General features: G+C 72.1%; 18 protein-coding genes. 9 read left to right on the forward strand and 9 right to left on the reverse strand.

What is annotated here, in order from left to right; genetic code table 11:
• Window positions 1-133: 133 nt before the first annotated feature.
• Window positions 134-823 carry a PH domain-containing protein gene (locus ACWC0C_RS30365; RefSeq protein ID WP_450867218.1) on the forward strand — a complete coding sequence of 230 codons (690 nt, stop codon included), beginning with the start codon at window positions 134-136 and terminating at the stop codon, window positions 821-823.
• Between the two features lie 170 nt (window positions 824-993).
• Here the strand turns inward: ACWC0C_RS30365 and ACWC0C_RS30370 are convergent, their stop codons facing one another.
• From ACWC0C_RS30370 to ACWC0C_RS30380, 3 genes are all read right to left on the reverse strand, one after another.
• Complete coding sequence (locus ACWC0C_RS30370; protein WP_450867220.1) at window positions 994-2625, reverse strand: phospho-sugar mutase; 1632 nt, start codon at window positions 2623-2625, stop codon at window positions 994-996.
• A gap of 97 nt (window positions 2626-2722) precedes the next feature.
• Window positions 2723-3547 (reverse strand): purine-nucleoside phosphorylase, encoded by an 825-nt coding sequence (locus tag ACWC0C_RS30375; protein WP_449195842.1) that lies wholly within the window; start codon window positions 3545-3547, stop codon window positions 2723-2725.
• Between the two features lie 126 nt (window positions 3548-3673).
• On the reverse strand, window positions 3674-4111 hold the full coding sequence (locus tag ACWC0C_RS30380) for a gamma-glutamylcyclotransferase (protein ID WP_449195841.1): 438 nt from the start codon (window positions 4109-4111) through the stop codon (window positions 3674-3676).
• A 96-nt stretch (window positions 4112-4207) separates the two neighbouring features.
• Between ACWC0C_RS30380 and ACWC0C_RS30385 the strand changes: the two genes are divergently transcribed.
• The gene (locus tag ACWC0C_RS30385; RefSeq protein WP_449195840.1) at window positions 4208-5656 is read left to right on the forward strand and encodes an NAD(P)H-quinone dehydrogenase; all 1449 of its coding nucleotides are present in this window, start codon (window positions 4208-4210) and stop codon (window positions 5654-5656) included.
• 166 nt (window positions 5657-5822) lie between these two features.
• Window positions 5823-6755, forward strand: a complete 933-nt coding sequence (locus ACWC0C_RS30390; protein ID WP_450867221.1) for a DeoR/GlpR family DNA-binding transcription regulator — start codon at window positions 5823-5825, stop codon at window positions 6753-6755.
• A gap of 210 nt (window positions 6756-6965) precedes the next feature.
• Here the strand turns inward: ACWC0C_RS30390 and ACWC0C_RS30395 are convergent, their stop codons facing one another.
• Window positions 6966-8738: an acetyl/propionyl/methylcrotonyl-CoA carboxylase subunit alpha gene (locus tag ACWC0C_RS30395; protein ID WP_449195838.1), complete on the reverse strand. Its 1773-nt coding sequence runs from the start codon at window positions 8736-8738 to the stop codon at window positions 6966-6968.
• 374 nt (window positions 8739-9112) lie between these two features.
• Here ACWC0C_RS30395 and ACWC0C_RS30400 point away from each other — a divergent pair, with 374 nt between their 5' ends.
• The gene (locus ACWC0C_RS30400) at window positions 9113-9697 is read left to right on the forward strand and encodes a hypothetical protein (RefSeq protein ID WP_450867223.1); all 585 of its coding nucleotides are present in this window, start codon (window positions 9113-9115) and stop codon (window positions 9695-9697) included.
• Here the strand turns inward: ACWC0C_RS30400 and ACWC0C_RS30405 are convergent.
• The 4 genes from ACWC0C_RS30405 to ACWC0C_RS30420 form a co-directional block, all read right to left on the reverse strand.
• A complete protein-coding gene (locus tag ACWC0C_RS30405; RefSeq protein ID WP_449195836.1) occupies window positions 9669-10301 on the reverse strand; it encodes a Maf family protein in 633 nt (210 codons plus the stop codon). The two genes, ACWC0C_RS30400 and ACWC0C_RS30405, sit on opposite strands and share 29 nt — an antisense overlap.
• Window positions 10302-10333: 32 nt before the next feature.
• Window positions 10334-10462 (reverse strand): morphogenic membrane protein MmpB, encoded by a 129-nt coding sequence (gene mmpB, locus ACWC0C_RS30410; protein WP_449195835.1) that lies wholly within the window; start codon window positions 10460-10462, stop codon window positions 10334-10336.
• 88 nt (window positions 10463-10550) lie between these two features.
• Window positions 10551-10760: an acyl-CoA carboxylase epsilon subunit gene (locus ACWC0C_RS30415; protein ID WP_449195834.1), complete on the reverse strand. Its 210-nt coding sequence runs from the start codon at window positions 10758-10760 to the stop codon at window positions 10551-10553.
• 9 nt (window positions 10761-10769) lie between these two features.
• Window positions 10770-12353 (reverse strand): acyl-CoA carboxylase subunit beta, encoded by a 1584-nt coding sequence (locus tag ACWC0C_RS30420; RefSeq protein WP_449195833.1) that lies wholly within the window; start codon window positions 12351-12353, stop codon window positions 10770-10772.
• 110 nt (window positions 12354-12463) lie between these two features.
• Between ACWC0C_RS30420 and ACWC0C_RS30425 the strand changes: the two genes are divergently transcribed.
• Window positions 12464-13324 carry a biotin--[acetyl-CoA-carboxylase] ligase gene (locus tag ACWC0C_RS30425; RefSeq protein ID WP_450867224.1) on the forward strand — a complete coding sequence of 287 codons (861 nt, stop codon included), beginning with the start codon at window positions 12464-12466 and terminating at the stop codon, window positions 13322-13324.
• Between the two features lie 329 nt (window positions 13325-13653).
• A complete protein-coding gene (locus ACWC0C_RS30430; RefSeq protein ID WP_449195831.1) occupies window positions 13654-14760 on the forward strand; it encodes an adenylate/guanylate cyclase domain-containing protein in 1107 nt (368 codons plus the stop codon).
• Window positions 14761-14807: 47 nt separating this feature from the next.
• On the opposite strand, the gene ACWC0C_RS30435 is transcribed toward ACWC0C_RS30430, so the two are convergent.
• Entirely contained in the window at window positions 14808-15425 is a 618-nt protein-coding gene (locus ACWC0C_RS30435) for a hypothetical protein (RefSeq protein WP_450867226.1), read from the reverse strand.
• A gap of 198 nt (window positions 15426-15623) precedes the next feature.
• Here ACWC0C_RS30435 and ACWC0C_RS30440 point away from each other — a divergent pair, with 198 nt between their 5' ends.
• The 3 genes from ACWC0C_RS30440 (at window position 15624) to hutH (ending at window position 19392) form a co-directional block, all read left to right on the forward strand.
• Window positions 15624-16418 (forward strand): enoyl-CoA hydratase/isomerase family protein, encoded by a 795-nt coding sequence (locus tag ACWC0C_RS30440; RefSeq protein WP_450867228.1) that lies wholly within the window; start codon window positions 15624-15626, stop codon window positions 16416-16418.
• A 181-nt stretch (window positions 16419-16599) separates the two neighbouring features.
• Window positions 16600-17745 carry a diguanylate cyclase domain-containing protein gene (locus tag ACWC0C_RS30445; RefSeq protein WP_450867230.1) on the forward strand — a complete coding sequence of 382 codons (1146 nt, stop codon included), beginning with the start codon at window positions 16600-16602 and terminating at the stop codon, window positions 17743-17745.
• A 108-nt stretch (window positions 17746-17853) separates the two neighbouring features.
• Window positions 17854-19392: a histidine ammonia-lyase gene (gene hutH / locus ACWC0C_RS30450; protein WP_449195896.1), complete on the forward strand. Its 1539-nt coding sequence runs from the start codon at window positions 17854-17856 to the stop codon at window positions 19390-19392.
• Window positions 19393-19451 lie beyond the last annotated feature (59 nt).

A 19451-nucleotide genomic window follows, 5' to 3' on the forward strand; every position in this document is an offset into this window, starting at 1 on the left:
TCACCAGACGAGCATATCTACGCGCGTAGCGGATGTATAGCCCCGGTGCTCATCTCCTGTCCCGAGATCACGGATGAGCGCCGGTTCCGGGGTGCCTGGCGGTACGGCCGCCGGTGTCATGCAGACTTGCCCCATGACCACCCCCGACCACCAGTCACCCGCGTCACAGCCCCCGGTCCCCACCGCCAAGGACCGGGTCTACCGCTCGCCCATGGCGCTCGCGGGCGGCGTGCTGCTGCTGCTCGTCGTCGGCTGGCTGGGCTTCGACGCGCTGTTCCAGGGCCATGGCCGTACGCCGTGGCTGGCGCTCGCCGGGATGATCCTGGCCGTGCCGCTGGTGACCGCCTTCACGCTCCGCCCTGCGGTCTTCGCGGGCGAGGACCGGCTGCGGATCCGCAACCCGTTCCGGGTGATCCGCCTGCCCTGGGGCGAGGTCGCCTCGCTGCGCTCCGGCTACTCCAACGAGGTCGTCGCGAAGTCCGGCCGCAAGTACCAGCTGTGGTCCGTGCCCGTCTCGCTGCGGGCCCGCAAGAAGGCGGAGCAGCGCAAGTCGCGGGCGGCGGCGGAGGCGGCCCGCGGCGGTGCGGCGCCGCGCCGCGGCCTCGGTTTCGGCGGCATGGGCGGCTTCGGCGGCGCGGACGTCCCGACCGGGTCGACCCGCGCGGAGGCCGACCAGGTCATGGACGAGCTGCGGGAACTGCTGGAGCGGCGGGGCGAGGCGGAGTCGGCGCAGGGGGAGGTCACGGTGCGGTGGGCGTACGAGGTGATCGCACCGGCACTGGCGGGGGCGGTGCTGTTCGCGATTCTGCTGGCGACGGGGTGAGGTCGGCCGGGGTCTTGGGTGGGTGAGTGCCGGCCGGCGTTCGTAGGCGGCCGTTGGGCCGCCCGTTTCCTGGCCGCTGTCGTGCTTCCACGGCTCGCCTCAGCCGGCCGGACCTGTGGCGCGAGAGGCAGGGGGTGCCCCGGACCGGGCACCCCCTGCCGTCGTACGGCTCAGATGCCTGCCGCCGTCGACAGGTCGCGCTTGATCGTGGTGAGGAGTTCGGTCGCGCGGGTGTGGGCGGCCGGGAGGTCGGTGTGGGTGGCGACCGGGACCACGACCTCCAGGTAGCACTTCAGCTTCGGTTCGGTGCCGCTCGGGCGGACGATCACCCGGGCGCCGTCGAGGGTGTAGCGCAGGCCGTCCGTGGGCGGCAGCTTGTCCGTGCCCTGGGTGAGGTCCTCGGCGCGGATGATGGGCAGGCCCGCCAGCTCCGTCGGCGGCTGCTCGCGCAGGCGGCGCATGGCGTCCGCGATGAGGGAGAGGTCCTCGACGCGGACCGAGAGCTGGTCGGTGGCGTGCAGGCCGTGTTCCACGGCGAGGTCGTCGAGGAGGTCCAGGAGGGTGCGGTTCTCCGACTTCAGCTGCGAGGCCAGCTCCGTGATGAGGAGGGCCGCCGTGATGCCGTCCTTGTCGCGCACGCCCTCGGGGTCCACGCAGTAGCCGAGGGCCTCCTCGTAGCCGTAGCGCAGGCCGTCCACGCGGGCGATCCACTTGAAGCCGGTCAGTGTCTCCTCGTAGGGGAGGTTCGCCTTCCCGGCGATCCGGCCGAGGAGGGAGGAGGAGACGATCGACTCGGCGAACACGCCGGTCGCGCCCTGGCGGACCAGGTGGGCGGCGAGCAGGGCGCCGACCTCGTCGCCGCGCAGCATGCGCCAGTCGGCGCCGTCCTTGACGGCCACCGCGCAGCGGTCGGCGTCGGGGTCGTTGGCGATGACCAGGTCCGGGTCGCTCGTACGGGCCTGGGTGAAGGCCAGGTCCATCGCGCCCGGCTCCTCCGGGTTCGGGAAGGCGACCGTGGGGAAATCGGGGTCCGGGTCGGCTTGCTCGGCCACCAGCACCGGCTCCGGGAAGCCGGCGCGGGCGAACGCGGCGAGCAGGACGTCCTTGCCGACGCCGTGCATGGCCGTGTAGACGGTGCGGGCGGTGCGGGGGGAGCCGGGGGCCAGGACCGCGTCCGTGCGGGCGAGGTAGGCGTCCAGGACCGTGTCGTCCAGGGTCTCCCAGCCGGAGTCCGGGCGCGGTACGTCGTCCAGGCTCGCGATCGCGTCGATCTCGGCGGCGATCTCCGCGTCGGCGGGCGGGACGATCTGGGAGCCGTCGCCGAGGTACACCTTGTAGCCGTTGTCCCGGGGCGGGTTGTGGCTGGCGGTGACCTCCACGCCCGCGACCGCGCCGAGGTGCCGTATGGCGAACGCGAGCACGGGGGTGGGCAGGGGGCGGGGGAGTACGGCCGCGCGCAGGCCGGCGCCGGTCATCACGGCGGCGGTGTCGCGGGCGAAGTCGGCGGACTTGTGGCGGGCGTCGTAGCCGATGACGACGAGGCCGCCGGTCTGGCCGTTCTTCTTCAGGTACGCGGCGAGGCCGGCGGCGGCGCGGATGACGACGCTGCGGTTCATGCGCATGGGGCCGGCGCCGAGTTCGCCCCGCAGGCCGGCGGTGCCGAACTGGAGCGTGCCGCTGAAGCGGGCCGACAGTTCCTTGATGTCACCGGCGTCGATCAGCTTGCCGAGTTCGTCGCGAGTCTCCTGGTCGGGGTCCTCGGCGAGCCATGCGTTGGCCTTGCTGATGAGATCGTCGTGCACCTTGGGATCAACCTCTCCGTGTTTGCCTGGTCCACTGGGGGCTCAGCCCCCAGTGCCCCGTTTGCCCCGTTACCGGCGCGGCAGCGCCCGCGTCCGCTTACAGCTTCCCGAGTACCTGTCCCAGCAGCTCCCCCATCCGGGCCGCCGAGTCGCGGCCGGCCTGGAGGACCTCCTCGTGGTTGAGGGGCTCGCCGGTCATGCCGGCCGCGAGGTTGGTGACCAGGGAGATGCCCAGGACCTCGGCGCCGGCCTCGCGGGCGGCGATGGCCTCGAGGACCGTGGACATGCCGACCAGGTCCGCGCCGATGACGCGGGCCATGCGGATCTCGGCCGGGGTCTCGTAGTGCGGCCCGGGGAACTGGGCGTAGACGCCCTCCTCCAGGGTGGGGTCGATCTCCTTGCACAGGGCGCGCAGGCGGGGGGAGTAGAGGTCGGTGAGGTCGACGAAGTTGGCGCCGACGATGGGGGACGTCGCCGTCAGGTTGATGTGGTCGCTGATCAGGACCGGCTGGCCGGGGCGCATGCCCTCGCGGAGGCCGCCGCAGCCGTTGGTGAGGACCACGGTCTTGCAGCCTGCCGCCACGGCCGTGCGGACGCCGTGGGCGACGGCGGCGACGCCACGGCCCTCGTAGTAGTGCGTGCGGCCCAGGAAGACCAGCGCGCGCTTGTCACCGAAGGAGTACGAGCGGATCTTTCCGCCGTGCCCCGCGACGGCCGGCGGCGGGAAGCCGGGCAGCTCGGTGACCTGGAACTCGACGTCGGGTGCGCCCAGGGCGTCGACGGCCGGAGCCCAGCCGGAGCCCATCACGAGGGCGACGTCGTGGGTCTCGGCGCCGGTCAGTTCGCGCAGGCGCGCGGCGGCGGCGTCGGCGGCGGCGTAGGGATCGCCCTGGATGTCGTCCGGAAGAAGAGATGCGTTCACGTCGACGAGAGTAGCTCGTCTTCGCCTACGCGCGTAGATGACAGAGCACACGGGATGGGGATCGTTGCCTTGTCGTTTCCAACGAAGGCTGCGGCACAAGGGGCGCCCGCGCTTGTTCGCGACTGGTCAACAGGGGCGCTTGCGGAGTTCCATCACATAGTCGTGCGGCGCCCCGGCGGACTCGGCCGCGTCGGCGATCTCGCCCAGATAGCGTGCCGAGGGCAGGCCGCCCTCGTAGCCGTTGAGGACGTACGTCCACGCCGCCTCCTCGCCGTCGAGGGTGTGCACGCGCACGCGTACCCGGCGGTAGAGGTCCATGCCCACGCCCTCCCACCGGTCGAGGGACTCCTCGTCCATGGGTGCGATGTCGTACAGGCCGACGAAGACCTGCGCGAGCGGATCCTCGACGATCGTCGCCAGCGCGCCGTCCCAGCCCAGCTGCTCGCCGCCGAATGTCAGCCGCCAGCCGTTCAGCCAGCCCGTGGCGCGCAGCGGGGAGTGCGGGGCGCGGACGGACATCAGCCGTGCGTCGAGGTTGCCGGCGTAGGCGGCATAGAGCGACATGCAGAGAGGGTACGGCAGGGGGAACGCGAGTCACTGTTGCCCCAGTGGAAGCTTCCGTGCGCCCCCGGGCAGTGGCACCTTGAAGCGTGCGGGACAATGGAGTACGTGACTCGGATCGTGATCATCGGTGGCGGACCCGGCGGATATGAAGCGGCCCTGGTGGCCGCCCAGCTCGGTGCGGAGGTGACCGTCGTCGACTGCGACGGTCTGGGCGGAGCGTCGGTACTGACCGACTGCGTGCCGTCGAAGACGCTCATCGCTACGGCCGAGGTGATGACCACCTTCGATTCGTCGTACGAAGAGCTGGGGATCATCGTCGCCGACGACACGCCGCCCCTGGAGCAGGCCGCCCGGGTCGTCGGGGTCGACCTCGGAAAGGTCAACCGGCGGGTGAAACGGCTCGCGCTCGCGCAGTCGCACGACATCACCGCCTCCGTCACGCGCGCCGGCGCCCGGGTCATGCGCGGGCGCGGACGGCTGGACGGCATGCAGGCCCTCGACGGGTCCCGGAAGGTCGTCGTCACCGCCGCCGACGGCACCGAGGAGACCCTCACCGCCGACGCCGTCCTCATCGCCACCGGTGGTCACCCACGCGAGCTGCCCGACGCCCAGCCCGACGGCGAGCGCATCCTGAACTGGACCCAGGTCTACGACCTCAACGAGCTGCCCGAAGAGCTGATCGTGGTCGGCTCCGGTGTCACCGGTGCCGAGTTCGCCGGTGCCTACCAGGCCCTGGGGTCGAAGGTCACGCTCGTGTCCTCCCGCGACCGCGTGCTGCCGGGCGAGGACCCGGACGCCGCCGCCGTGCTGGAGGACGTCTTCCGGCGCCGTGGCATGAACGTGATGGCCCGCTCCCGTGCCGCCTCCGCCAAGCGCGTCGGCGACCGGGTCGAGGTGACGCTGGCCGACGGCCGGGTCATCACCGGCTCGCACTGCCTGATGGCCGTCGGTGCCATCCCGAACAGTGCGGGGCTCGGCCTGGAGGAGGCCGGCGTCAAGCTGCGCGACTCCGGGCACATCTGGACCGACAAGGTGTCCAGGACGACCGCTCCCGGCGTGTACGCGGCCGGTGACGTGACCGGTGTGTTCGCCCTCGCCTCCGTCGCCGCCATGCAGGGCCGTATCGCCATGTACCACTTCCTCGGCGACGCGGTGGCCCCGCTGAACCTGAAGACCGTCTCCTCTAACGTCTTCACCGACCCCGAGATCGCGACCGTCGGATACACGCAGGCGGACGTGGACGCGGGCAAGATCGACGCCCGGGTCGTGAAGCTGCCGCTGCTGCGCAACCCGCGCGCCAAGATGCAGGGCATCCGCGACGGCTTCGTCAAGATCTTCTGCCGTCCGGGTACGGGCATCGTGGTCGGCGGTGTGGTCGTGGCGCCCCGCGCCTCGGAACTGATCCACCCCATCTCGATCGCCGTCGACAACAATCTGACGGTCGAACAGATCGCGAACGCCTTCACGGTGTACCCCTCCCTTTCGGGGTCGATCGCGGAGGTGGCCCGGCAGCTGCACACCCGCAAGGCGGGCGTGGAGGCCTGACGGCGGACGCCAACTCCCCGTTGTTCACGGGGAGTTGGCGCCTGTGTGGACGGTGCAGTCGGGGCAGATGGGTCCTATACCACTTCCCGCCCTGCCATGCGAACAACTTCTGTTATTCGGCGCAAACTGCTGAAACCAGACGGTCGCTGGGGTTACTGTCAGTTTCGTGTTCGCTGCTGAACGTCGCCAATTGATCCTCGAAATGGTGCGAGCGAACGGTGCCGTGTCGCTCCGTGAGCTCGCCCGCGTCGTCCAGACCTCCGAAGTGACCGTACGGCGTGACGTGCGCGCACTGGAGGCCGAAGGACTCCTCGACCGCCGGCATGGCGGTGCGGTACTGCCGGGCGGGTTCACGCGAGAGTCCGGGTTTCCGCAGAAGTCCCATCTCGCGACCGCCGAGAAGACGGCCATCGCCGACCTCGCGGCGGGCCTCGTCGAAGAGGGCGAAGCCATCGTGGTCGGCGCGGGTACCACCACGCAGGAGCTGGCCCGCCGGCTCGCGCGGGTGCCCGGCCTCACGGTCGTCACCAACTCCCTCCTGGTCGCCCAGGCGTTGGCCCATGCCAACCGGGTGGAGGTCGTGATGACCGGGGGCACCCTGCGCGGCTCCAACTACGCCCTGGTGGGCTCCGGCGCGGAGCAGTCCCTGCAGGGGCTGAGAGTGTCGAAGGCCTTCCTGTCGGGGAGTGGTCTGACGGCGGAGCGGGGGCTGTCCACGTCCAACATGCTGTCGGCGTCCGTGGACCGGGCGTTGGTGCAGGCCGCAGCGGAGGTCGTGGTCCTCGCCGACCACACCAAGCTCGGCACGGACACCATGTTCCAGACCGTGCCGACCGACCTCATCACCCGCCTGGTCACCGACGAGCCGCCCGCTCACGACGACCGTGCCGCCACCGAGTTGCAGGCCCTTGCCGACCAAGGGGTGCAGATCGCCGTGGCCGGGGCGAACGGAGCAGCCCCTTCGGGGGGTGAGCAGGCCCCGGCGCGGCGAGCCCCACTGCCGGGGCCGCGCAGGGGCATGGCGCTCCGCTCGGGGGCGGGGTTCGGGGAGCCGACGGGTCCTGAGCGGGGGCGCGTCGCTGATCTGCGGCGGCGTTAGCTTGCCAGGCTCGCTTGGGTTCGGTGCCTGAGCGCCGTGGGGCTGTGGTCCGTCGGCGTGTGCGGGCTCTTTGTGGTTGCTCGCGCAGTTACCTGCGCCCCTTGGGCCCGCTGACCCTTAGGGAGTCAAGTCCCCCCGCAAGCCTTGGAAATGACGACGCCCGGCGGACCGAAAGGATCGGTCCGCCGGGCGTCTTTGTGAATCCTGCCGTCAGTCCTTGATCTCGCAGATCGCCGCGCCCGACGTGATGGACGCGCCGACCTCGGCGCTCAGGCCCTTGATGGTGCCTGCCTTGTGGGCGTTGAGGGGCTGTTCCATCTTCATGGCCTCCAGGACGACGACCAGGTCGCCCTCCTTGACCTCCTGGCCCTCCTCGACGGCGACCTTGACGATGGTGCCCTGCATCGGGGAGGCGAGGGTGTCGCCGGAGGCCACGGGGCCGGACTTCTTGGCCGCGCGGCGCTTCGGCTTGGCGCCGGCCGCGAGGCCCGTGCGGGCCAGGGACATGCCGAGGGAGGCCGGGAGGGAGACCTCCAGGCGCTTGCCGCCGACCTCGACGACGACCGTCTCGCGGCCCGTGTCCTCCTCCGCCTCGGCTTCGGCCGCGGCGGCGAAGGGCTTGATCTCGTTGACGAACTCGGTCTCGATCCAGCGGGTGTGGACCGTGAAGGGGTCCGTGGAGCCGGTCAGTTCGGGGGCGAACGCCGGGTCCCTGACCACCGTGCGGTGGAAGGGGATCGCCGTCGCCATGCCCTCCACCTGGAACTCGTCCAGGGCGCGCGCGGCCCGCTCCAGGGCCTCCTTGCGGGTGCGGCCCGTGACGATCAGCTTGGCGAGCAGGGAGTCCCAGGCGGGGCCGATGACCGAGCCGGACTCCACGCCCGCGTCCAGGCGGACACCGGGGCCGGACGGCGCGGCGAACTTGGTGACCGTGCCCGGGGCCGGGAGGAAGTTGCGGCCCGGGTCCTCGCCGTTGATGCGGAACTCGAAGGAATGGCCCCGGACGGCCGGGTCGTCGTAGCCCAGCTCCTCGCCGTCGGCGATGCGGAACATCTCGCGCACGAGGTCGATGCCGGTGACCTCCTCGGTCACCGGGTGCTCCACCTGGAGGCGGGTGTTGACCTCCAGGAAGGAGATCGTGCCGTCCTGGCCGACGAGGAACTCGCAGGTGCCCGCGCCCTCGTAGGCGGCCTCCTTCAGGATGGCCTTGGACGCGCGGTACAGCTCGGCGACCTGCTCGTCGGAGAGGAACGGCGCCGGAGCCTCCTCCACCAGCTTCTGGTGGCGGCGCTGGAGGGAGCAGTCACGGGTCGATACGACGACCACGTTGCCGTGCTTGTCGGCCAGGCACTGGGTCTCCACGTGCCGCGGGCGGTCCAGGTAGCGCTCGACGAAGCACTCGCCGCGACCGAAGGCGGCCACGGCCTCGCGGACCGCCGACTCGTACAGCTCGGGGACCTCTTCGAGGGTGCGGGCGACCTTCAGACCGCGGCCACCGCCACCGAAGGCGGCCTTGATCGCGATCGGCAGGCCGTGCTGCTCGGCGAAGGCCACGACCTCCTCGGCACCGCTCACCGGGTCGGGCGTACCGGCCACCAGGGGCGCGCCGGCGCGCTGGGCGATGTGGCGGGCGGCAACCTTGTCACCGAGGTCACGGATGGCCTGCGGCGGCGGGCCGATCCAGATCAGGCCCGCGTCCAGGACCGCCTGCGCGAAGTCGGCGTTCTCGGAGAGGAAGCCGTAACCCGGATGGATGGCGTCCGCGCCCGACTCGCGTGCCGCGTTCAGGATCTTGTCGATCACCAGGTAGCTGGTCGCCGGGGTGTCACCGCCCAGGGCGAACGCCTCATCCGCGGCGCGGACATGCAGAGCGTCCCGGTCCGGGTCGGCGTAGACGGCCACGCTCGCGATCCCGGCATCCCGACAGGCCCGGGCCACGCGGACAGCGATTTCGCCACGGTTGGCGATGAGCACCTTGCGCACGATTGAGGCTCCCTCCTTGAAACAAGCCGAGTTTAGGGACTGCCGACACGGCACTTCGACCCGTCCCCAATGGTGAGCTTGCCCACACGGAGCGTGATTCGAGGCTCGCTCGACCCGCGAAAAGCCTTGTCGCACCTTGGTACGCAGGGCTCCTCCCGGAAACCCTAGCCCGGTCATGTGGTCAAGGTCTCTGTGAGAGCGTGCTGCGGCCCACTCTGTTTCTTTGTCGAGTCCCTACGAATGGCCCAATGATTCTTTGCTGCCGCGCGAACCCTTGTCCCAGGGTTTACCCGTTAGTAGCGTTCATGACGACTCGTACGTACCTGGAGTAACAGTCGCGGGCTAGAGAGCTTGAGAGTGGGTGGGGACCGGTGGTGCGCAGACCGGTGGCATGGGTCGTGGCGATCGTCCTCCTGGTGGAGGCGTTCTTCATCGCGGCGCTGAACTGGTTCCTCGGCGTGGTCGTCGACCGGCAGGACATGTCCCTGGCCGGCCTCGACCCGTCCGTGATGGCGACGTCCTCGAAGATCGGCGGCGTCGTCTTCGGCCTCTACTTCGCGCTGTGCGCGCTGGTGGCCGTCCTGGTCGCGATACGCAACCGCGCCCCCGCGGGCTTCGGCCGCGTCCTGCTGATCAGCGTGGCGGTCGTCCACGGCCTGCTGGGCGCCTTCGCCTGGAGCATGGTCGGCTGGACGGCGTTCCTGTTCCTGATGGTGGTGCTCGGCCTCGTCGTCCTGCTCCTGATGACGTACGACGCCGCGGGCGGCCAGGAGGAGGCCGGCCCCGGCGGCGGTGCGGGGCAGGGCGGCGACCCGAAGGCCGAGACCGAGCCCGCCACGCCCCCGGACGCGGGGGCCGCACCGGGGAGCCGTACGGGCGCTCCGCAGGACGGGGACGCGGAGCCGCCGCAGGACTCCGTGCCCGCCCAGGTCACTCGCCCGGTGACCACAACTCCGTGATACCGACGCCCAGTTCGGCCAGCAGCTTGCGCACCAGGGGCAGGCTGATGCCGATCACATTGCCGTGGTCGCCCTCGATGCCCTCGATGAACGGCGCCGAACGGCCGTCCAGGGTGAAGGCCCCGGCGACGTAGAGCGGTTCGCCGGAGGCCACGTACGCCGCGATCTCCTCGTCGCTGGGCTCGCCGAAGCAGACGACGGTGGAGGCGGTCCCGGACACGTACCGCTTGGCCTCCGTGTCCCAGATGCAGTGCCCCGTCTGGAGGGTCCCGGCGCGCCCGCGCATCGCCTTCCAGCGGGCGGTCGCCTCCTCGGGGTCGGCGGGCTTGCCGAGGGCCTGCCCGTCCAGCTCCAGCACCGAGTCGCAGCCGATCACCAGGGCGCCCTGCACCTCCGGCTTCGCCGCCACGACCGAGGCCTTCGCCTCGGCCAGGGCGAGCGCCAGCTCCGCGGGGGTGGGGGCGGTGAGGGCGTCCTCGTCGACCCCGCTGACGATCACCTCGGGGTCGAGGCCGGCCTGTCGGAGGAGGGCCAGGCGGGCGGGGGACTTCGAGGCGAGGACGAGTCGCCTGCGGCGCGTAGACCTGCGGTGCGTAGCAGTCATGCGGTCAGGTTAGCCGTGGGGTGCCGGTCGGCTCACCTCAGGCCGATCACGATCATGATCAGGATCATGGCCAGGGCCATGAGAAAGCCGAGCCGCCGAAGCATCGCCTGCGCTTCGCGCAGGTCCTTCGGCGGCTCGTCTTCCGGGTCTGACCACAGCATTCATCCAGCGTGCGGCTTTGCGGGGGGCGGGCGCCTGAGTACTGCTACTCAAGTTGGCGCCCGGTGCGGTGCCCCTGGGGAGTTGCCCTCAGCTCGGCCAGTAAGTGCGGGTCCAGGACGCCTGGCCCGGTTTGGGCAGGCGGGCGGAGGCGATCCTGCTCGGGTCGGACCACGCGTCCCTCGGGCCCTGCGCGCCGGGCGGCGTTGCCGCTGCCGCCGCGGCGCGGGCGCGGACCACCGCCAGGGCGGCGGCCAGCTCCTCCGGGGTCGGGTTGCCCCGTACGACTCTGATCGTCACAGCGGCTCCTTAGAGGGGGATGTTGCCGTGCTTCTTCGGAGGCAGGGATTCCCGCTTGGTGCGCAGCTGACGCAGGCCGCGGACGATGTGGGCGCGGGTGTCGGACGGCATGATCACCGCGTCGATGTAACCGCGCTCGGCCGCGATGTAGGGGTTGAGGAGGGTGTCCTCGTACTCCCGCATCAGCCGCGCGCGCGTGGCCTCGACGTCGTCCGCCTCGGCGATGGTGCGGCGGTGCAGGATGTTGACCGCGCCCTGGGCGCCCATGACGGCGATCTGGGCGGTGGGCCAGGCCAGGTTGAGGTCGGCGCCGAGGTGCTTGGAGCCCATGACGTCGTAGGCGCCGCCGAAGGCCTTGCGGGTGATCACGGTGATCAGCGGGACCGTCGCCTCGGCGTAGGCGTAGATCAGCTTGGCGCCGCGGCGGATGATGCCGGTGTGCTCCTGGTCGACGCCCGGGAGGAAGCCCGGGACGTCCACGAAGGTCAGCACCGGGACGTTGAAGGCGTCGCAGGTGCGCACGAAGCGGGCGGCCTTCTCGGAGGCGTCGATGTCCAGGCAGCCGGCGAACTGCATCGGCTGGTTGGCGACGACACCGACCGGGTGACCCTCGACCCGGCCGAAGCCGGTGACGATGTTCGGCGCGAACAGGGCCTGCGTCTCGAAGAACTCGGCGTCGTCCAGGACGTGTTCGAGCACCGTGCGGATGTCGTACGGCTGGTTCGCGCTGTCCGGGACGAGGGTGTCCAGCTCGCGGTCCTCGTCGCTGACGGCGAGGTCCGCCTCCTCGGGGAAGACCGGGGGCTCGGAGAGGTTGTTGGACGGCAGGTACGACAGCAGCTGCTTGACGTACTCGATGGCGTCCTTCTCGTCGCCGGCCATGTGGTGGGCCACACCGGAGGCGGAGTTGTGGGTGCGGGCGCCGCCCAGCTCCTCGAAGCCGACGTCCTCGCCGGTGACGGTCTTGATGACGTCCGGGCCGGTGATGAACATGTGCGAGGTCTGGTCGACCATGACCGTGAAGTCGGTGATGGCCGGGGAGTAGACCGCGCCGCCCGCGCAGGGGCCGACGACGAGGCTGATCTGCGGGATCACACCGGAGGCGTGGGTGTTGCGGCGGAAGATCTCGCCGTAGGCGCCGAGGGAGGCGACGCCCTCCTGGATCCTGGCCCCGCCGGAGTCGTTGATGCCGATGACCGGGCAGCCGGTCTTCAGCGCGAAGTCCATCACCTTGACGATCTTTTGGCCGTAGACCTCGCCGAGGGCGCCGCCGAAGACGGTGAAGTCCTGGGAGAAGACGGCGACGGGACGGCCGTCGACGGTGCCGTAACCGGTGACGACGCCGTCTCCGTACGGGCGGTTCTTCTCCAGGCCGAAGTTCGTGGACCGGTGCCGGGCGAACTCGTCCAGCTCGACGAAGGAGCCCTCGTCGAGCAGCAGCTCGATCCGCTCACGGGCCGTCAGCTTGCCCTTGGCGTGCTGCTTTTCGACGGCGCGTTCCGAGCCGGCGTGCGTCGCCTCATGGATACGGCGCTGCAGATCCGCGAGCTTGCCCGCGGTCGTGTGAATGTCGATCTCTTCCGGCTCGGACATCGGGATGCGGCTCCCTGCCTGCTCAAAAGGGGGGACGGTTACTCATCCGTAGAGTAGTGCTGGGCCTGTGGGTCGGCAGTGCGGCGTTTCCCACACCTAGGGTGACTTGCATGACGCCGCACAATGCATCAGACGACAGCCGCTGGTCCGACCTGGACCGTCCGCCCCTGAACGCCGCGGCACTGCGGCGCGCGCTGGTCCGCGAGGGGAGCCTGTACCGCGAGGTGGACGTGGTGCAGCGCACCGGCTCCACCAACTCCGACCTGGTCGCCCGGGTTGCCGCCGGGAAGGCCGACGAGGGGGCGGTGCTGGTGGCGGAGGAGCAGACGGCGGGCAAGGGGCGCCTGGACCGCCGGTGGACGGCACCGCCGCGCTCGGGCCTCTTCTTCTCCGTGTTCCTGCGGCCCGCCGAGGTCCCGGTGGCCCGGTGGGGCTGGCTGCCGCTGCTCACCGGGGTCGCCGTGGCCGCCGGGCTGTCCCGGGCGGCGGGCGTGGACACGGCCCTGAAGTGGCCGAACGACCTGCTGGTGACGGTGGGGGGAGAGGAGCGCAAGGCCGGCGGCATCCTCGCGGAACGGGCCGGTGAGGACGGCGTGGTCATCGGCGTCGGCATCAACGTCACGCTGCGGGCGGACGAGCTGCCGGTGCCCCAGGCGGGCTCGCTGGCGCTGGCCGGGGCGCTGGGCATGGACCGGGATCCGCTGCTGCGGGCGGTACTGCGGTCGCTGGAGGACTGGTACGGGCGGTGGCGGTCGGCGGGCGGGGACCCCGCGGCCAGCGGACTCCAGGAGACGTATGCGGCGGGGTGCGCGACGCTGGGGCGCAGCGTGCGCGCCGAGCTGCCGGGGGAGCGGTCGATCGTGGGCGAGGCGGTGGCGGTGGACGGGGACGGCCGCCTTGTCATCGCCACGGAGCAGGGCGTGCAGGAGGCGGTGGGGGCGGGGGACATCGTCCATCTGCGGCCTGCGTAGGGGATACGGCGCTGGTGGTGCCCTGTCCCGCTGCGCCCACCCGTGCCGCCCCTAGCGGCACGACTGCCCGCAGCTACGGCGCGATGCTGCCTACGGCACTGCAGCTCCCCAGGGGCGCGGGGAACTGCGCGACCGGCCACGACGGACCCGCACTCTGCGACGGTGATGACTCCCCCGGACCTCTCCAGCACAGCCACCGAGGCAAACGGCACGCACCCGGTACCGAGCACATACCCCCGGCCAAACCCAACGGAGTGAGCTGGCGCACACCTGCCGTAGAGTTGAGGCCGGTCGATACCTGACCGCGACAGATCGGAAGGGCAGCAGGCGTGACCGTCGACGACACGGGCTCCGGCGCGGGCGCGGACGCCGCCGACCCCGGCGAGGACCCGCTGGCCCTGCGCCTCGAACAGCTCATCCTGGGCGCCGAGCGCCGCTACACCCCGTTCCAGGCGGCCCGTAGCGCCGGTGTCTCCATGGAGCTGGCGTCACGGTTCTGGCGGGCCATGGGCTTCGCCGACATCGGCCAGGCCAAGGCGCTCACCGAGGCCGACGTACTGGCCCTGCGCCGGCTCGCCGGTCTGGTCGAGGCGGGACTGCTCAGCGAGGCCATGGCGGTGCAGGTGGCCCGGTCCACGGGGCAGACCACCGCCCGGTTGGCCGAGTGGCAGATGGATTCCTTCCTGGAGGGCCTGACCGAGCCGCCCGAGCCCGGAATGACCCGCACCGAGGTGACGTACCCGATCGTCGAACTGCTCCTGCCCGAGCTGGAGGAGTTCCTGGTCTACGTCTGGCGCCGCCAGCTCGCCGCCTCGGCGGGCCGGGTCGTGCAGTCGGCGGACGACGAGGAGATGGTCGACCGGCGGCTCGCCGTCGGCTTCGCCGACCTCGTCGGGTTCACCCGGCTGACCCGCCGGATGGAGGAAGAGGAACTCGGCGAGCTGGTCGAGGCGTTCGAGACGACCGCCGCCGACCTGGTGGCCGCGCGCGGCGGCCGGCTGATCAAGACCCTCGGTGACGAGGTGCTGTACGCGGCGGACGACGCGGGAACGGCCGCGGACATCGCGCTGCGGCTGGTGGAGACGCTGGCGAACGACGAGACGATGCCCGAGCTGCGGGTCGGCATGGCGTTCGGCACGGTCACCACTCGTATGGGTGATGTGTTCGGTACGACGGTGAACCTGGCCTCCCGGCTGACCTCGATAGCCCCCCGGGACGCCGTGCTGGTGGACAGCGACTTCGCCGAGGAGCTGATCCGTACCGGCGAGGCGCCCGCTTCCGAGGCGGAGGCGGCCGAGGCCGCGGCGGCCGCCGAGAAGGAGGGCGAGGAGCCGCCGAAGTACCGCTTCGCGCTCCAGCCGATGTGGCAGCGCCCGGTCCGTGGACTCGGCGTGGTCGAACCCTGGCTGCTGGCCCGCCGCGACGAACAGCCGTAGACCCGCGCGGTCGGTCGTGGGGCCGGTCGTAGGGCCCGTACACGCCCCTAGGGGGCGTCCACGCACAGGCCGAGCACCGGTACGCACAGCCCGCCCGGGCCCGGCTCCGAGGGACCGTTGCCGGGCGCCGGAGTGGTCGGTGCGGGCCGGGTGGTCGTCGGGGCCGGGTCCGGCGCGGATGCCGTTGCCGAGGGCCGTGGTGTGGCGCCCGGGGTGGAGGCCGCTCCGCTCGGGAGGGCGGTCGCCGCGGTCGGTACGGCGGTGCCGCCGCCGGACGGTGCCGTAGGCGTCGCCGGGTCGGCTGTGCTCCCGGCCGGGCCGGTGGCCGTCGGCGCGAGGCTCCTGCCGCCCATGACGGAGGTCGCCGAGGGCAGTGCGGTGGGGCCGGCGGCGGCCGTGGCGGAGGTGTTCGCCGGGTCGTGCGCGGCGCCGCCGGTCGTGCCGAGGCCGGGCTCGGCCTCCGCCGTGCCCGGCGCGCCGACCCCGGAGTCCGGTGCGACCCGGACCAGGCTGAGCACCCCCGCCGCCAGGGCGAGACCGCCGGCGGCGAGCAGCACCTTGCGGGGGCGCGGCTTGCGGTGCCGCCCGCGCCGTACGCCGGACCCCGCCTCGCCCTGCCCTTCCGGCGCCTCGTCGGTACGGGCATCTGCGCGTATCGGTGACATGGTTCCCCTCCCCGCCGCGCGTCCCGGGCGCGCCGTGGCGGACGCACGCTATGCGGTCCTGTGGGCGATGTGGGGTGAGACGGCCGGGATGTCACTCGAACGGGCGTAGCCCCCTGGGCTTTCCCGAGGCCGGGTGCGGCTGCGATGATCGGGCCGACAGTGCGTTAACCCGCGTTAACACGTCGGCCGGAGGGTGTCATGAGCGAGGAGCGGTTCGGGGAGTTCGTGCTGGTGCGGCGGCACGGGCACGTCGCGGAGCTGGTGCTGGACCGGCCCAAGGCCATGAACGCCGTCTCGACCGGGATGGCCCGCTCCCTCGTCGCCGCGTGCACGGCGCTGGCCGCCGACCGGGACGCGCGCGTGGTGGTTCTGACCTCGTCCCATGAGCGGGCGTTCTGCGTCGGGGCGGACCTGAAGGAGCGGAACTCCTTCAGCGACGCGGATCTGCTGCGGCAGCGGCCGGTGACGCGCGGGGCGTACACCGGGGTGCTGGAGCTGCCGATGCCCACGATCGCGGCGGTGCACGGGTTCGCGCTGGGCGGCGGTTTCGAACTGGCCCTGTCCTGCGACCTGATCGTGGCCGACCGTACGGCGGTGGTGGGGCTGCCGGAGGTGTCGGTGGGTGTGATCCCGGGCGGCGGCGGTACGCAGCTGCTGCCACGGCGGGTCGGGGCGGCGCGCGCGGCCGAGCTGATCTTCTCGGCGCGGCGGGTGGAGGCTGCGGAGGCGGCCGAGCTGGGGCTGGTGGACCGGGTCGTGGCGGAGGGCCGGGACCGGGAGGAGGCGCTGGAGCTGGCCACGCGTATTGCCGGTAACTCACCGGTGGGCCTGCGTGCCGCCAAGCGGGCGCTGCGCCTCGGGCACGGGCTGGATCTGCGGGCGGGGCTCGAGGTCGAGGACGCGGCGTGGCGGGCGGTGGCGTTCTCCGGGGACCGGGCGGAGGGCGTCGCGGCGTTCAACGAGAAGCGCAAGCCGGAGTGGCCGGGGGAGTGAAGCGCCCCCGAAGGGGCGCGGGGCTGTGTTCGATATGCGGCTCCGCCGCGTGGGCGCGACCAGCCACCGCGCACCCGCACTCGGCAACGGTCCGCAGCCCCGAGCTCGTAGCCGCGCAGTCCATACACCTGATCGCCCCACCGATGTCCCGAATACCCTAAAACATCCCTAACCTGGAGTAATGGGCGAGGACGAGCGGCTGGCCGCGGTCGTGGCGCTGGCGCAGACCATGGCGGCGGCGCACACCCCGGCAGGGGCATGGCAGGCCGCCGCACTCGGCGCCTGCCGAGCGCTGGACGGCAGCTTCGCCGCGCTGTCGGTGTGGGAGCGGGAACTGGGCCGGCTGCGGGTCCTCGTGAACGTGGGGAACAGGCGCCCGGACGAGGAGGAGTTCCCCGAGGCCGAGGCCTACCCGGTGCACCAGTTCCCGGAGATCACCGAGTTCCTGCACGAGCGGTGGGCCGGCGGGGGCGGGCCCAACGCCTGGGTGGAGACCGCCGAGGGGACCGCGGCCGGCACCCCGGGCTACTTCCACCATCGGGTCGCCGCCCTGCGCCGCCGCGGCCGGGGTTGCTGCGTGGTCGCGCCGGTCGTGCTGCACGGCAGGGCCTGGGGCGAGCTGTATGTCGCCCGGCCCGTGAAGGCCCCCGTGTTCGACCGGGCCGATGCCGAGTTCGCCACCGTGCTGGCCTCCGTCGTCGCCGCGGGCCTCGCGCAGACCGAGCGGCTGGAGGAGGCCCGCCGGCTCGCGTACACCGACGCCCTCACCGGCCTCGCCAACCGTCGTGCCGTGGACGTACTCCTGGACGAGGCCGTCGAGCGGCACCGCAGGGAGGGCGTGGTCGTCAGCCTCGTCGTCTGTGATCTCAACGGGCTGAAGCGGGTCAACGACACCCTCGGACACGCCGTCGGCGACCGGCTGCTGGAGCGTTTCGGCTCGGTGCTGTCGCTGTGCGGCGCGATGGTGCCGGGCGCGCTGGTCGCGCGGCTGGGCGGGGACGAGTTCTGTCTGCTGGCCGCCGGGCCGCCCGCCGACGACGTCGTCAAGGCCGCCGACGAACTGTGCCGCAGGGCAGGGGAGTTGGAGCTGGGGGAGGGGGTGGCGTGCGGGGTCGCCTCGACCGAGGACCCGATCGGGGAGGTGCGGGACGCCCGGCGGCTGTTCCGGCTCGCCGACGCAGCCCAGTACCGTGCCAAGGCGCTGCGCGCCGACCGGCCGGTGGTGGCGGGCCGGGAGGGGCCGGAGGATCCGGTCGTACGGCTGGCCGACGAGCCGCCGCACCTGGCGCCCGCCGAGCGGCGCCGGTTCCGCGGGCGCCGGCCCTGAGCCGTGGCCCCGGCGGGTGAGGCGAAGCCCACACGGATCGGTAAGGGTCACTCCCGATCCCCACTAGTGACATCCCCGCATTCAATGCGTACGCTCCTGAATATGGATATGCACACTGTGGTGGTGGGGACGTCCGGTGTCACGGCGTCCGACGTTCTCGCCGTGGCGCGCGGCGGTGCCCGCATCGAGCTGTCGGCTCAGGCGGTGGCGGCCCTCGCGGCGGCCCGCGAGATCGTGGACGCGCTGGCGGCCAAGCCCGAACCGGTCTATGGCGTCTCGACCGGCTTCGGAGCCCTGGCGACCCGGCACATCAGCCAGGAACTGCGCGCCCAGCTGCAGCGCAACATCGTCCGCTCGCACGCCGCCGGGATGGGGCCGCGGGTGGAGCGTGAGGTCGTACGGGCCTTGATGTTCCTGCGGCTCAAGACCGTCTGCTCGGGACACACCGGTGTGCGGCCGGAGGTCGCGCAGACCATGGCCGACGTGCTGAACGCCGGGATCACCCCGGTCGTGCACGAGTACGGCTCGCTCGGCTGCTCCGGCGACCTGGCCCCGCTGTCCCACTGTGCCCTCGCGCTGATGGGCGAGGGTGACGCCGAGGGCCCCGACGGCGTCGTCCGTCCCGCCGGTGAGCTGCTCGCCGCGCACGGGATCAAGCCGGTCGAGCTGCGCGAGAAGGAGGGCCTCGCCCTCCTCAACGGCACCGACGGCATGCTCGGCATGCTGATCATGGCCCTCGCCGACCTCGACACCCTCTACAAGTCCGCCGATGTCACCGCCGCCCTCAGCCTGGAGGCGCTGCTCGGCACGGACAAGGTGCTCGCGCCCGAGCTGCACGCCATCCGGCCCCACCCGGGGCAGGGCGCCAGCGCCGCCAACATGCTCGCCGTGCTCAAGGGTTCCGGCCTGACCGGGCACCACCAGGACGACGCCCCCCGCGTCCAGGACGCCTACTCGGTGCGCTGCGCCCCGCAGGTCGCCGGTGCCGGCCGGGACACCATGGCGCACGCCCGCCTGGTCGCCGAGCGCGAGCTGGCCTCCGCCGTCGACAACCCGGTCGTGCTGCCCGACGGCCGCGTGGAGTCCAACGGCAACTTCCACGGTGCCCCGGTCGCCTACGTCCTGGACTTCCTCGCCATCGCCGCCGCCGACCTCGGCTCCATCGCCGAGCGCCGCACCGACCGGCTGCTGGACAAGAACCGCAGCCACGGTCTGCCGCCGTTCCTCGCGGACGACGCCGGTGTCGACTCCGGCCTGATGATCGCCCAGTACACGCAGGCGGCCCTGGTCAGCGAGTTGAAGCGGCTGGCCGTACCGGCCTCCGCGGACTCCATCCCGTCCTCCGCGATGCAGGAGGACCACGTGTCCATGGGCTGGTCGGCCGCGCGCAAGCTGCGCACCGCCGTCGGCAACCTCACCCGGATCATCGCCGTCGAGCTGTACGCGGCCACCCGCGCCATCGAGCTGCGCGAGGGCCTCACCCCGGCGCCCGCCTCCCAGGCCGTCATCGAGGCCGTGCGCGCCGCCGGTGTGCAGGGCCCCGGCCCGGACCGGTTCCTGGCGCCCGACCTGGCCGCCGCCGACGCGTTCGTGCGCGGCGGTCACCTCGTCGCCGCCGCGGAGTCGGTCACCGGCCCGCTGCAGTAACGTCCCGGCACGACGAGAGGGGCCCTGCCGTGTGCAGGGCCCCTCTTTGTTCCTACGTC

It is taken from the genome of Streptomyces sp. NPDC001709 (assembly GCF_053596375.1).